The sequence below is a fragment of the Chondrinema litorale genome (assembly GCF_026250525.1).
Lineage (GTDB): Bacteria > Bacteroidota > Bacteroidia > Cytophagales > Flammeovirgaceae > Chondrinema > Chondrinema litorale.
Genome location: NZ_CP111043.1, coordinates 1,308,478 through 1,322,499 on the forward strand (window position 1 = coordinate 1,308,478; position 14,022 = coordinate 1,322,499).

Genomic DNA, 14,022 nt, shown 5'->3' on the forward strand with positions numbered 1-14,022 from the left:
TAAAAATATAAATCTTTTCAATTGCAGATTTCCTTTTCTATTCTTCTGGCCTCGAGCTCTAAAGGCCCATAGGGATAGCCAACTTCTATGCATTCTTTTAAATAGTATTTTAGAAAGCGCATTACATTTCCATAGCGCTCATATTGCATGGTATGGGTAAGCTCATGCACTACCAAATTTCTTCTAAGCCAAAAATCTGACCTAATGTAAATACCATACCTAAAGGTAACTCCAATAGTATTGGGAGTTAGTAAACCTGTAGCGCTTACAGCTTCTCTTAATACAGGTATATTGGGTGTCGGAATTGTGTCTACTTCTAGCAGCCTTACTTTTTCTATTTGATCAACTCCAATGAGATAAGCATCTATTTTAAGGTCGTCGGTAAGTGGTATACCATTTTGGATAATAAAGTCTTCTTGATTTCTTGCCCACTCGCTAGCCATGGGCAAAAGACTGTCTAGTTCTTTTTTAGAGATCATGCCTTTTCTGTGCTAAAAAAATTAAGTTTCAGTTATGTTACTCTTCTAGGTAACACGATTATTTGGAGGTAGGTGTTGAAGGCAAGGTATTGATGAGTGTAGTTGTTGTTAGAAAAAAAATTCTATGTCTTTAACTGGATTTTTTGCAAACTTGTTTTCAGAGTTCTTTCAATTAAGAGAAGGGCTGCGAGGTAGCTTGTTCCTGTATTAATAATTAAGTTTTTAACCAGATTGCACCTATATTTCAGGTTGCGCACTCGCTTTTTCCCCTGCAAATGCAAGGTGAGTAATTTATCTTCTTCAGGCATTGTATGAAGTTTTGAAAGTTGAAATTGTGAATTTGCATATAATTTAAAATTCAAAAAGCAATGAAACAAATTTAGCCCTACTCAAAAAGTAAAAATTAATGCACATTTCGAAAAATTCACTAATTAGAAATAATTATCTCCAATAACAAAGCAAATACATCAATTAAATGCTTCAAGTTCTGTTTGTAAAACCTTTTTAGTTTCTTCACAATCTTCTATTCCTTTTTCGGCTGTTTTCATTGCAATTAAATAAGTGCCATACAAACTCTGGATAATATTTTTTAGCATCAACTTATCCATAAAGTCGTAATTACCATTTCGTATTTGCCGAGTGTCTACTTCATATATTAAAAAATCGCTAAAGTATTTTTCCATAATATTATGCTGCCTGTAATAGTCTTGTTTAATTAACTCGTGTTGAGCGTAGTGTTTCTCTAGCATGAGTTTGAAATCGAAATCATCAAACAGTTTTAGGTCTCCCGAATTAATTAAAGCTTTGTAAGTAGCATCATGAGGTCTAAAATTTACTATAAGCGCCATGTTAAATACTTTTCTCATAATTGTATCTCGCCCAACTTTCTTACCATCTAAAAAGGGTGAAATTACATGGATGGTGTTCATCTTTCTATCAAAGTAATCTATATTATCGTGTAAGCCCTCAATCTCACTATCTAAATCCACGATTAGGCTTTGCAAATACTGTTTTTTCACTTTGTTATTTTTACTGTTTTCTGCCCACTGGTTTATGGCAAAAGCGATGGTAATACCAATAGTTACAATAATAATTTCTCCAACAGCATATTTCCAGTTAATCTTTTTCATGCTTTCAGTTTTATTATTTGTAGACCTGCATATTGAATACTTACAAAAAGTAAATACTTATTTTAATAAATTTTGGAAACATTTTCCTCTTCAGGTGTGTATTGTTATGGGCTTTGGCATTTAGCCTCTCACAGGAAGAAATAGTACAGGTTTCCTTATTTATTTTCTTTCCCCAAAATTCTTTTCTGGAAATACTGAAAGATCAATACTTTCCCAGAAAGTTTTCATGGTATAATGCTACTTTATATTAATAAAATTTTATTTTTAAAAGGACTAAAATAACATAAACTTATGCGTATAGAGAGTGATTTAAAACTTGGTTTTAAAGATGTGATGATAAGACCCAAGCGATCTACGCTAAAAAGTAGAAAACAAGTTTCTTTAGAAAGAGAATTTAAATTTCTACATAGTGGGCAAATTTGGAAGGGCATTCCTATTATAGCTGCTAATATGGATACTGTTGGCACTTTTGAAATGGCAAAAGCACTTGCCGAAAAAAAGCTTTTTACAGCTATACATAAGCATTATGAATTAAATGAATGGGAAAGTTTTTTTAAGGAAACTGTAAATGAAACAAGCAATTTTATAGCTGCAAGTATTGGCACCGTACAAAGAGACTCCGAAAAACTAGCCGCAATTGTAAAACTCAACCCAGCACTAAAGTTTATTTGTATTGATGTTGCCAACGGATACTCAGAACATTTTGTAGAATTTGTAAAGAAAACCAGAGAGCAATATCCAGATAAGGTAATAATTGCAGGCAATGTAGTAACTGGCGAAATGGTAGAAGAGCTTTTACTCGCTGGAGCAGATATTATAAAAGTAGGTATTGGCCCGGGTTCGGTCTGTACTACCAGAGTAAAAACAGGTGTAGGTTACCCGCAACTTTCTGCCATTATCGAATGTGCCGATGCAGCACATGGTTTAGGCGGACAAATTATTAGCGATGGTGGCTGTACTACTCCCGGAGATATTGCCAAAGCTTTTGGGGCCGGAGCCGATTTTGTAATGATTGGCGGTATGCTTGCCGGACACACCGAAAGTGGTGGAGAGTTAATTGAAGAAGATGGCAAAAAATATAAGCAATTTTACGGGATGAGTTCTTCAACAGCTATGGAGAAACATTTTGGGGGTGTAGCTGAGTATCGTGCTAGTGAAGGCAAAACTGTAAAAGTGCCTTTTAAAGGAGATGTTGAGTATACCTTGCAAGATATTTTAGGTGGTATTCGCAGTACTTGTACTTATGTTGGTGCTCCTCGCCTAAAAGAGCTTACCAAACGTACTACTTTTATAAGAGTGGTGGAGCAAGAAAACCGAGTATATAACAATAAGTAATTTTATAAGCACTGAGTTATTCAGTGCTTTTCTTTTTCTTCTAACAATGTTTTGAGGTTATTGAGAATCTTATTCCAAACCTGTTCTGTATAACCTTTATCTTCTAAGTCTTGATTGTTATCTTCTTTCACATTTACCAAAATTCCGTTTAGCTCTTTAGTAAGCTCAATGGTAATTGTTTTAAAGTTATCTGAGGTATCATTAGGTTTAGAAGAGAGACTATAGCGATTATACTGCAACATGTTTTCAGGAATCATTAAAAGTATCAATCCGTTTTCTTCAAAAGGTTTTCCGTCTAACTCACCTACCCATTCTATTTTGCTACCTTCTTTCCAATTAGAGGTAATCTCAGTACCAAACATATATTTCTTAATTATTTTCGGGTTTATTAGAGCATCCCAAATTACTTCTACTGGTACATTTATTATTTTATTAATTTCTGCAATATGTTCTTTGTACATGATAGTTGGTTCGATTTAGCTACAGCCTGAGTTAATATATTCTATGTTTTGAAAAACCAGATACAACAGCTTTTGTTCTGTACACTCTTATGGTTATCTAAAAAATCTTATTTTTTTTCTAAAATTTTAGATTTACAGCATAAATACGAATAAAAACCTCCAATTTTGAGCCTGATTCAGACATAATCGATTTATTAGATCATAATGCGAACTATTAAAATAATGCAATTATATTCTAAAAAACATTACATTATTCAATTCACTCGTTAAGTTCACAGAGCCATATTTAGGTATAACCTATCACCATACATGCTATGAAACTATTTGTATTGTTTTTACTGATTTCACTTTTCAACCTCCAAACAGAACCAGTTTGTACAGATATAAAAACAGGAACTTTCAAAATTAGCAATCAAGAAACGGGTACCCACATTATTACAAGAACTAAGAATAAACAAGTTGAAGAACATCTAGAACGAAATGTAAAAGTGCGCTATAAAGTAAATTGGTTAGATAACTGTACTTATCAACTTTACGACCGCAAAGTGCTTAAAGGGGATAAATATGGAGATAGTAAAAATGATACATTAACCGTGAACATCACAAACATTACTACTGAATTCTACGAAGTATTTATCTCGTCTAACTTCAGCGATTTTACAGTTAAAGCAAGGCTGGATATTGTGGAGCTTTAGCATAAATGAGCATGTAACCAATACGAAATTACAGAACTCATATTCCTCCTTAAACTGGTTCTAATATCCCTTTTATAAATTCACTGTAGGCATCACCCATTGGTAATTGATCATCCACTTTAATCTCTTTCCTAAAAGTGGTTTCCTCCTGCTGTTTTACTGGATTCCAACCTGGTTTTTCTACCGAATGCCAATAAAGCCCTATGCCTCTTTTTTGCCAAAGTGGAAGATTGTTAAAGTTAATTCCATTTTGAAAAAGTAATTCATTTTTAAATGCAGTGGATTTGCCTTCTATGGTTTTGGTAGCTTCCTTCACAGATTTACCCTGCTCTCTCAACAACCAATAGCAGTGTGCATTTAATGCATTTCTATGTGCATCTTCATTTCTCCATCTAAAATAATCGACAACTAATTTATCGCTAGGCAATTGAGAAAGTCGGCAATCAAACACGCCCATATCATTTAGCAACAAAGAAAACTTAGCACTTGCCTCACCCGCCAAAATCGAATTTATTTTTCTGGTTTTACGGGCAAAAGCAGTTTCGTTAAGATCGAATAAGAGAGAAATCTCATCGCTTTGTGTGTATCCATAAATTACTTTAAAGCCACAATTCATTAAATGGCTAACAGTCTCCACCATTATATCTCTAAATCGCTCGTCGAATGGACGCTTAAAATTATGTTTCTCTTTAGTAAGGTGCGTAAAACCTCTTCCATCAATTCTTGCCACAATATACATATTCGGTGGCACACAAAAATCGTGGGCAGTTTCGTAAATGCGTAATTGCTTATCAAGCTCGTTAAACTTCATTTTGCCAGTTGCTAATTATAAATTTATTGTCTTTAATTTCTACAGAATACAGTTCATCAAAGCCTTCTTGGTAGGTGGGTAAAACTATTTTTTTATAGCAAGCTTTAACACCCACTTCCGGAATTCTTTGTTTTCCTGTACGCTGGTTATTTCTTTCTAGCGCATCATCTAAAGTACTCTTAAAATAATAACCTATTATTTTATACTTGCGAGCCCGAGCCTGATCGATAAAAAGCTTGCGATCTTCAATGGTTGGGCTAGTATTATCCACCACAAATTTTGAATGCGTCGCAAAACAGGTTTCTAAGAATAGATTTTGCTTATTGCGGGTATTTAGCAAGTCGAGACTAATGCGAATATGAGTATTAAAGAAATACTCTTTGTAAAAGGTTGATTTGCCGCTTCCTTGAATTCCTGTGAAAATAATCGCTTCCAATACTTAAATATTTACTTTTTTCTACTGCAACCAAATATAATTTTTAAGTGGCTATAATAAATAGAAGAAGTGCAGGTATAATAATTATTCACAAGTTTTTATTTAAAACAAATTGCACATATGAAAATATCTGTATCTCTCATCGCTTTATTGCTAGTGAGTTTGTATTCGCAGGCTCAATTTTTTGTTCAACAATTACCACAAGACCAGATCTTAAATAACGATAAGGCCTATGTAGTTACCAATCAAGGTGACACAGTGAAAGGGGTAATTATTAATGGCTCTATTCTTAGAGACTCTGTAAATGGCGATCTTCTTGAGGCTTTTACAATTAAAACAGATCAAGGAAAAATTAAATACAAGATGTTAGAAATTCAAACACTGGGTGTTATACCGGGTGTAGGAGCCAAACATAAAGACATGCCTCTATTAACTACTTTAAAAAAAGCTTCTGATACTACTTTTTTAAAAGCGGTAGAAACAGAATGGGTAATTTTTGAGCGTATATTATTACCAGGAAAAAGAGAAGTATACGACTTGGCTCAATTAGTGAACCCAGGATTCGACTCTAAAATTAAGGTATACACACGCCGTGAAGCTAACGACTCAGGAAATTTAAGTTTCGCTTCTATTAGCTTAACTGGTGGTGAAGACCTATCACACCTTGTATCTATAAATAATGAAAGACCTATACTAGTTACAAAAAGAAAATACCAGAAAGATGGTTATAATATGGTTTTTAAAGACTGCGACATGCTTAGCCAAGGCAAGTTAATGTGGAAAGAGTTTGCTAAGCATATTTATGTATATGATACAAAATGTGAGTAGGCTTAGTCTTTTTTATTCTTGAGATAAGTATTAGCTAATCCACACAGCGCAGTAACTATTTTGCCATCTTCCCATTTGTGGAGATTAGAGCCTTGCCTAAATCCACATTGGGTTGTTTTTATATCTTCCAACCCATCTATTTCCATAAATACAATACCTTGCTTGCCCATTGATCCATAAGTCATACAGCCATACTTACTACCATCACACATTTCTATACTTTTGATTTTTCCACTTCGCAAGTAGTTTTCTATAAAATCTCTCACACAAGCAGCATCAACAATATCCAATTTATATCGCTGTTCAAGATTGTTGATAATAAATAAAGGACTATACGAATTTACATTTGTCAAAGTAGAAGAATATAACATCACATCATCCGGATTAAACTTTACAGTATCTCTATAAAGATCTTTTATAAGTGTCTCTATTTTTTCTTCTAATGGTAGTTGATTAAAAAGCGCTGCTGCTTCAGCTCGGGCATCAATGGGTTTTGCGCTAGTAGAATCTGTATCTGCGTATTGTGCATAAGCAGATTGTAAAAAGATTAGATACGAAATGCTTAAAGTTAGTAAGATGCTAAAAAATGCCTTTTTCATTATTTCACAGTTAATTGGTAGAAAACCACAATTTAGCATCTAAAACAAAAAAAGCAAGAACAAATAAAATGTTCTTGCCTTTAAACTTTTATACGTATTCAATTTATTTCTTTTCTATTGCTTCTTTTATGCCTTTGAGGTTTTCTGTAAAGTATTCGAGTTGTTCCAACAAAGCAGCCATTTGATTATTGCTACCATAGCCTTTTTGTTTCTGGTTTTTCATGAATACTTTTTTGATCTCTTCCCAACGGTTATGGGCAACTTCATCTAGCCAGTTCATCATGCCTTTAAATATTAGCATGTTGGCTTCTGCTCCAGAGGTAAGCGTTTGAGACTCATTTTCGTAATGAGAAAGCACCAATGTTTGCAATTCTTTTTCATTCATTACCGGCATTACTTTCTCAGCCAATTTGTTCATGTTACGGTAAGAACCTTGCAATTTAAAGGCTGGCTCAGTACGGTATTCATCCGCCTGTGCTGCCGACTCAATGTATTTCAAGTTTACTTTAAGAATTGCATCACGTATTTTCAACAATTTAGAAAGTACGCTCACATACTCGTTGAGTTCGTCAGAGTCCATATTGGCTTCAAAGTCGAGACCTTCTCTATTGCCCGTTTCCGCATAGCGAATAACCGTGTGAATATCTTTACGGCTTCTTACTGCTAGTTTGGTTAATACCGGATTAGAAGTAAGCGCATTCTCGATATAACTCAATCTGAATTGCGATTCTGTATCGCCAATAATATCACCTAGATTGTAAGTATCGGCTCTGTTTGCCAACATATCTGGAATTCTAAACTTCTCGCCACTTTCTGTATAAGGGTTACCTGCCATTACCACACACACCCTTTTTCCTCTTAGATCATAAGTTTGCGGGACGCCTTTGTACACACCTTCAATCTTTCTTTGACCATCGCAAAGTGAGATAAATTTTTGTAAAAACTCTGGGTTACAGTGCTGTATATCATCTAGATACACCATTACATTGTCGCCCATCTCAAATGCAAGGTTGAGCTTTTTTAGTTCTTCTCTGGCACTGGCATTTCCAGCATCGTCGGGATCGAGAGAAGTTACTTGGTGCCCAATTGCAGGCCCGTTTATCTTCATAAAAATCAAACCGATTCTGTTGGCGATGTACTCCATGAGTGTAGTTTTACCATAACCCGGAGGCGAAATTAAGAGCAACATACCCATTAAATCTGTCCGTTTGTTATGTCCCACTACACCAATTTGTTTGGCAAGGTTATCACCGATTAAAGGCAAATACACTTGGTCTACCAACTGGTTTCTCACAAAAGAGCTCAACACCCTTGGCTTAAACTCATCTAACCTAATCTGCTGGCGGAATTTATCCACCATCGATTTTTTTAGCTCTTGAAATTTTGTATAAGCAGGCACAACTTTATTCTCGAACTTGCTGAGCCTTTGCATAAAGTTGTGGTAGTTAAGTGTATAACTTCCCTTCTCTATAGAATTATGCTCACCACTTAAACCTTCAATTGCCTGTTCTACTTCCACATTCAAAACATTCGCATTATCGAATGAATTGGTGAAGAGTAACACTGCAGCTTCATTAATACTTGTAGCTACATTACTAATACCATCAAAAGTTTGGCCTTGCAACCAAGCTTTCAGCCAATCACAAATGAGTGTAAAGGCATCTTCTGGAATATCTTTTAATGAGGCAACAGAATGCTTATAAGTAGCCTCAGCATCTTTATCCTTTAGGTCTTTAGTGAAACCTTCACAAATAAATGCAGCTTCTCTACTGATAGTAAATATATCATTTTCAGCTAGTTCTAAAGTAAGATAACTTGCTGCTTGTTTAGCAATACTAGCAGTAAACAATCCTGAACTTTCTACAAATGCAGTGATTTCAGTTGCTAAATCATCAATCAATTGTTGCTGATCTTCGCTATTCGGGAAAAGCTTTCTAATAACCGCTTGCCCACGAATTCGATGCAGAAGTAAAGCTTTGCTGTTATCGCCTTCTTTTAAATCTTCTGCAAACATCTGCCACCATAATGCAGCGCAAGCACGTACATCGGGCATAAACCTCAACAAATCAATTCTACTTTCCAGATCGATGAGCTTTTGCAGTAAAATGGCTGCGTCGGCATCATGTACACCTTTTTGGTAACCCTCTTGATAGCGAGGTGCCATATAGGTTTGAATCTTTGAAGCCAGTTCTTTTACTGGTAAACCTGCTTGCTCGCTTAGTGCTTTATCTCGCTTAATTTGTTTTAAGTATTGATAAGCCAAGTACTCAGCCCTATACACATCACTGTTCTCAGAAACAATATCTTGAACCATAATAGCTGGCTGGAAATGGTTTCCAGACAAATCTGCTTTTTCAAAGAAATTAGTTCCCGAAAGATGGTAATACAAATCGCCATCGCGTTGTACCAAACTCACATCCAGCGACTGCACATTTACAGAGAATTTGTGTTTACCCAAGGTGATCACATTTTCTCCATCAGCAAATAAATCTTGCCTATCTTTTAACTGTCTTACCGCCTCTTCTTTGGTTGAATTCAGTTTGCTTTGCAGGTCATCTGCCTTCACGTTATCATCCAAAGATTGCAACTGCGTAATCATTTCTTGCACTTTGTGCACCATGATATCAGCCGCGAAATAGGCATTAATCTCGCTTACTTCTTTAAAAGACTTTACCTTATGCTCAATGCTTTTGAGTATTCTATCAGCAGCACTTTGCAGTGAGGTTGCCTTCTTATTTCTCTGCTCAGTAAGACTCAGTTTTTTGCTTTCAAAAGCTTGATAAACTTCGTCTCGCTTGTCTGCAAGTTGTGGAATAAACTCATCGAAATCGGCAAATTTGCCTTCCAGTTCTTCGAGCTGTACCATCAACCTAGTCATGTATTCTTCGCAGCGCTGAGGAGTGTCGCTTACATCCAGATAGTTAACTACCGATTGACTAATTAAACGCAATTGCGCAGCAAATTCGGCTTTTGCCTCAGTGCCTAACAGGTTTTTACGTACCTGTTTTAACTTGGCTTTTACTTGGTTAAGCGAAGCATAAATATCTGAAATATTATCGATGATGGCTGTTGTTTGTGTGGCATCATCAATCTTAAGATTACTTACAATCTCGATCAACATCTCTAACTCCTGCCCAATCTGATCGTTTTCTTGTTGTACTTGATCAGCTTCCGCCACTTTGCTTACTGCATCAATCTTATCTTTTTGCCCAGCAACTTTTTGCTCGTAAGGCAACAAGGAGTTTTCTTCTAAGAGAAAAGCCACACACTTTTGCGAAACCTCTTCGTTTCTCTCTGCTAGCTGTTTTTCTAGCTCTTCTATAGCCGGAATATCTGCATAGCGAAGCTCTTTGAGAGAAATCGTTTCACCACGAATGCTACGAATATTGGCAAGGGTTTCAACAAAATCGTTGATCTCTTTGTATTGCCTTCTTCTTACTTTATCTACTAACTCTTTGGCTTCTTTAGAAACCTTGCCAACTGCTTCGAGTGTAGCTTTCTTAATCCTTCTTACCTTCTCAAACTCCTCAATTGCTACCACCGAGTTTTGGTGGATTTCCTGCAAAACAGTATCTATCTGGAAAGCCTCTTCGTGGCCAATCCAGTAATAACTGTCTCCAATCTCACTTGATTTCTTCGCTACATCTTGATAAAGCGTTGTATAAGCCTCCTCCTTCTGAATGAGCTTTAGCAACTCGTTACACTCTGCCATTGCCCGCACAATATCTTTGTTACCTACTTTGTATAGATAACTTTCATTTTGAGTAGGCACCTCATAATCTGGATGCACATAAGGAGTTTGCCAAAGTTGGAGCGCATGGTGCTTTTTAGGCTCATGATCTGCCTTAAAATACACCAACTCACCATTTCTAAAAAAAGAATAACCGCTACATATTACCGGACTTTCTACTGTTTGTTCTATCCTGTTATAAGAAAGCAATACATAATCGCCCTCAGCAGGATTGTAGAACACATATTGAAAATCTTCTCCATTGGGAGAAATATTCTTTTTCTCGAAGCGCATTCCAGTTAGGCTCTCATCGTAAATTTTAAGCTCACCGGTTTGCAAATAATATCCTTGCGAATAAATAATACCTTGCTCATCTGGTAAAAGCACACAAGCATCTTTAATACTATCGATTCTGTGTACCTCGCCCAGTTTATAATTGAATACGAAAAAGCGAAAATGCTCTTCCATATAAGGTTTAATCTTGAGCAGAATTAGGTTGCCTAAATCTGCAAAGTAAATCTCTGCATCATCCAGTGTTTGTTCTGGTTGGCTTACTTCTTCTGCATAAATCCCTTCTCCTGAATCTGTATTATCTTCAATTTTGATGGTAAGATCACCACCAATGGTTTCCACAAACACTTTATCCATAATGGAAATGTGTGGGTGTTGCCCTTCTCTATGGTGATCGCGGCTTGCTCTCTTCCACTCAAACTCATGCTGTGCCGGATATTTTATTTCGTGATCGCTGCGATTATCAAGGTATGTGAGCTTTTCTCCTTCAACCAAAAACTTAAAAGCTTTTACACTGCTTGTGTCTTTGGATGTTTGAAATTTGAGGAAAAGGTGCGGCCCAATAACCACAAACTTAGAAAAAGTTGTATGCTTGTAATATTTGTAAAGTTGACGGAAATCCTCAGCAAAACGCTCATCTGAAAGCAATGAAAGGTCTTTTGCATGAAAGCTGTCATCGTCTGATCTGAACTGATAAACACTGAAAACATCAGATATTTCCACCTCAGACTTTAAACCTATATGCACATTGTAACCAAAAATAAAATGGTCGCCTACCGCTATCATGTCGCGGGGAACACAATTATTCTCTGTGCTAATTCGCTCGGTTTTTAACAAGGTAGTCGGAATATTACCAAAGGTATCTTTCCTTACCTCGTTTAGCTGGTTTAATTTTTCTTGTAGTGTATTGCCACTTTGCTTCAGCCTCTGCTTTAATATCTCATAGGTACCAGCATCTATTTGCGGTGATTCTGTAGCTTGTGGTGTTGTATTTTGTTCCATTTTTTTCAGTTAACAGGTGGTTACAGTTAGCAGTATTTCATTTACTGTTACTAGAGAGCAATTATCAGTCATCGTATTCTGACAACTGATAACTGTTGACTGTTCTCTGAATATTGATTACAAACCAAGTGCTTTCACTGGCATTTCGGCAATGCCTGATTTTCTGGCGTGGTCTATCAAACTACTGATAAAGCTCTGCTCTTTCGAGTCGTTGCTGTAGCTTGAAAGTTTGAACAACAAGGCTGATACACTCAAGTTTTTGATATCTTCTGTGGTTAATCCGAATCTGGAAATCATGTCTCTTACTTTCTCAATCATGTTACCATTTTCAGAATCAAGCAAGTTGCTTTTGATCTCCTGTATAGTACTACTGCTTTCTACAAAGCGGTCTACTGATTTACCAGTGGTAATAGACTGAATAATTTTCTCGAAGAACATGCTGTCTCCACCTACGATATCAATCTTAGCAGATTTTAATCCATCACTCATTACTTGAGCTTGTGCCATTGCAATGTCTTTTTGCACATTTACACGCGCCATTTCAATATCCTTCTCAATCTGCAATTTCAAGCGGAATTCTTCCAAACCTCTACCAGCTTCGTCTAACAATTTGTTAGCCTCAGCTTCTGCTCTAATTCTCTGTGCTTCTACCAATGCTTTCTCATTAGCTACTTTAGCCTCAGCCATACCTTGTTTCTCAATGGCAATTGCCTTCGCTTCCATACCTTTTGCCTCTGCTTTGGCTGTTTCTTCGATAGTTTTAGCATCTGCAGCAGCTTGCAACTCTTGAGCTTGCGCTTTAAATTCAATTACTTTCGCTTCTGCAATACCTCTAGCAGCTTCGTCTTCTATTTTCGCTTTAGCCAACACTTTGGTAGCTTCTGCATCTTTTTCTGCGATCATAAATTCAGTATCTGCATCAATGCGTTTTTGTTTCGCTCTAATTTCAGCAGCCTGTCTTTGTGCTTCAGCAGCTTTTACTTCTTTCAATAATTGCTCTTCTGCATCTTGCTCAGCTTTGGTAATCGATACTTTTTTCAAACGATCAGCCTCTGCATAAGCCTGAGTATCTTTAATCTTCTCTTGCTCTTCTACCACAGATTTTTCAAGAATGATACGCTCTTTAATTACATCTTGAATATCGCGTTTCTCTTGCTCAAGGGCTTTTTCTTTAGCAATATTTGCCAACGAAACAATTTTCTCTCTTTCTGTAGCTTCTAGCATTCTTTCTTTTTCTAGGCGCTCTGTCTCTACTGCATCTACTTTCTCTTTGTTTTTCTGAGCAATAATTACTTGTCTCTCTTTATTTTGAGTAGCAATCTCCAATTCTTCATCTACACGGATGCGTGCATTTTCTGCTTTCAATCTTTCTTCGTGCTCTACCATTGAGGCAGCAGCTTCTTCTCTTGAGCGAATTGTTGAAATTTCTCTGCGTTGTTTTTCTTCTGCTTCAGCTTGTTGTTTTTCAAGCTCAAGAACTGCTTCTTGTCTTTCAACATCTTGCTTTTTGATGGTTTTCTCTTCGTCGTTTCTAATCTTGTTAGCAAGTATCTTTTGAGCAGCAGTTTTCTCAGTAATTTTCTTGATACCTTCAGAATCTAAGATATTATCTGGATCGAGTGAAGCAAGTGGTGTTTGCTCTAAGTAGTCAATCGCACAGTCTTCTAGTATATAACCATTAAGGTCTGTACCAATCGCCTTTCTTACCATGTTGTTCAACTCATCTCTCGAATTGTATAAATCGATAAAGTCGAATTGCTTACCTACGGTTTTTAAAGCTTCTGAGAATTTTGCTTCAAACAAAGCAACAAGCAAACTCGTATCCGATGCTCTATCGCAACCAATCGCTTGAGCAACATCCATCACACTATCGCGATTCACTCTCACAAAGAATGCAACCCTAATATCAGCACGAAGGTTATCCTTACAAATCAATCCATTTTTACCTTCTCTGCTAATTTCGAAGCTCTGAACAGAAATATCCATAATATCCATTCTTTGCAAAACAGGTATTACCGTACCTCCATTAAAGAACACTTTTGCACCTCCAATGCCTGTTCTTACTATTACTTTACCTTGTTGTATTTTTTTAAAAAAGCTGGCAATTATAGCAACTGTACCAAAAACGATCACGGCAGTAGCTACCAGAAAAATTATCACTGTTTGTCCAATCATATCTTTTAGAAATTAAATTGTAATTCAGTTTTATATAAATGTGTTTTTAA

Annotated in this window: 12 protein-coding genes; 3 read left to right on the top strand and 9 right to left on the bottom strand. The window is 36.3% G+C overall.

Annotated features, from left to right (window positions below; genetic code table 11):
* Window positions 1-17: 17 nt before the first annotated feature.
* From OQ292_RS05475 to OQ292_RS05485, 3 genes are all read right to left on the bottom strand, one after another.
* On the bottom strand, window positions 18-479 hold the full coding sequence (locus OQ292_RS05475; RefSeq protein ID WP_284685049.1) for a hypothetical protein: 462 nt from the start codon (window positions 477-479) through the stop codon (window positions 18-20).
* Between the two features lie 122 nt (window positions 480-601).
* Window positions 602-787, bottom strand: a complete 186-nt coding sequence (locus tag OQ292_RS05480) for a hypothetical protein (protein WP_284685050.1) — start codon at window positions 785-787, stop codon at window positions 602-604.
* 159 nt (window positions 788-946) lie between these two features.
* Window positions 947-1,609, bottom strand: a complete 663-nt coding sequence (locus tag OQ292_RS05485; protein WP_284685051.1) for a DUF6090 family protein — start codon at window positions 1,607-1,609, stop codon at window positions 947-949.
* Between the two features lie 291 nt (window positions 1,610-1,900).
* On the opposite strand from OQ292_RS05485, the gene OQ292_RS05490 reads away from it, so the two are divergent.
* Entirely contained in the window at window positions 1,901-2,944 is a 1,044-nt protein-coding gene (locus OQ292_RS05490; RefSeq protein WP_284685052.1) for a GMP reductase, read from the top strand.
* A gap of 20 nt (window positions 2,945-2,964) precedes the next feature.
* Here the strand turns inward: OQ292_RS05490 and OQ292_RS05495 are convergent, their stop codons facing one another.
* On the bottom strand, window positions 2,965-3,405 hold the full coding sequence (locus tag OQ292_RS05495; protein WP_284685053.1) for an SRPBCC family protein: 441 nt from the start codon (window positions 3,403-3,405) through the stop codon (window positions 2,965-2,967).
* Between the two features lie 314 nt (window positions 3,406-3,719).
* On the opposite strand from OQ292_RS05495, the gene OQ292_RS05500 reads away from it, so the two are divergent.
* The gene (locus OQ292_RS05500) at window positions 3,720-4,100 is read left to right on the top strand and encodes a hypothetical protein (RefSeq protein WP_284685054.1); all 381 of its coding nucleotides are present in this window, start codon (window positions 3,720-3,722) and stop codon (window positions 4,098-4,100) included.
* Between the two features lie 49 nt (window positions 4,101-4,149).
* Here OQ292_RS05500 and OQ292_RS05505 read toward each other — a convergent pair whose 3' ends face one another.
* The gene (locus OQ292_RS05505; protein ID WP_284685055.1) at window positions 4,150-4,911 is read right to left on the bottom strand and encodes a tRNA(His) guanylyltransferase Thg1 family protein; all 762 of its coding nucleotides are present in this window, start codon (window positions 4,909-4,911) and stop codon (window positions 4,150-4,152) included.
* Entirely contained in the window at window positions 4,901-5,347 is a 447-nt protein-coding gene (locus OQ292_RS05510; protein ID WP_284685056.1) for a bifunctional polynucleotide phosphatase/kinase family protein, read from the bottom strand. The genes OQ292_RS05505 and OQ292_RS05510 overlap by 11 nt, the downstream gene beginning before the upstream one ends.
* Window positions 5,348-5,467: 120 nt before the next feature.
* Here OQ292_RS05510 and OQ292_RS05515 point away from each other — a divergent pair, with 120 nt between their 5' ends.
* The gene (locus OQ292_RS05515; RefSeq protein WP_284685057.1) at window positions 5,468-6,175 is read left to right on the top strand and encodes a hypothetical protein; all 708 of its coding nucleotides are present in this window, start codon (window positions 5,468-5,470) and stop codon (window positions 6,173-6,175) included.
* Between the two features lie 2 nt (window positions 6,176-6,177).
* Here the strand turns inward: OQ292_RS05515 and OQ292_RS05520 are convergent, their stop codons facing one another.
* From OQ292_RS05520 to OQ292_RS05530, 3 genes are all read right to left on the bottom strand, one after another.
* Window positions 6,178-6,774 carry a hypothetical protein gene (locus OQ292_RS05520; RefSeq protein WP_284685058.1) on the bottom strand — a complete coding sequence of 199 codons (597 nt, stop codon included), beginning with the start codon at window positions 6,772-6,774 and terminating at the stop codon, window positions 6,178-6,180.
* Between the two features lie 103 nt (window positions 6,775-6,877).
* Window positions 6,878-11,797, bottom strand: a complete 4,920-nt coding sequence (locus OQ292_RS05525) for a DNA repair ATPase (protein ID WP_284685059.1) — start codon at window positions 11,795-11,797, stop codon at window positions 6,878-6,880.
* 117 nt (window positions 11,798-11,914) lie between these two features.
* Window positions 11,915-13,972, bottom strand: coding sequence for a flotillin family protein (locus OQ292_RS05530; RefSeq protein WP_284685060.1), 2,058 nt, complete (start codon window positions 13,970-13,972; stop codon window positions 11,915-11,917).
* Window positions 13,973-14,022: the final 50 nt, after the last annotated feature.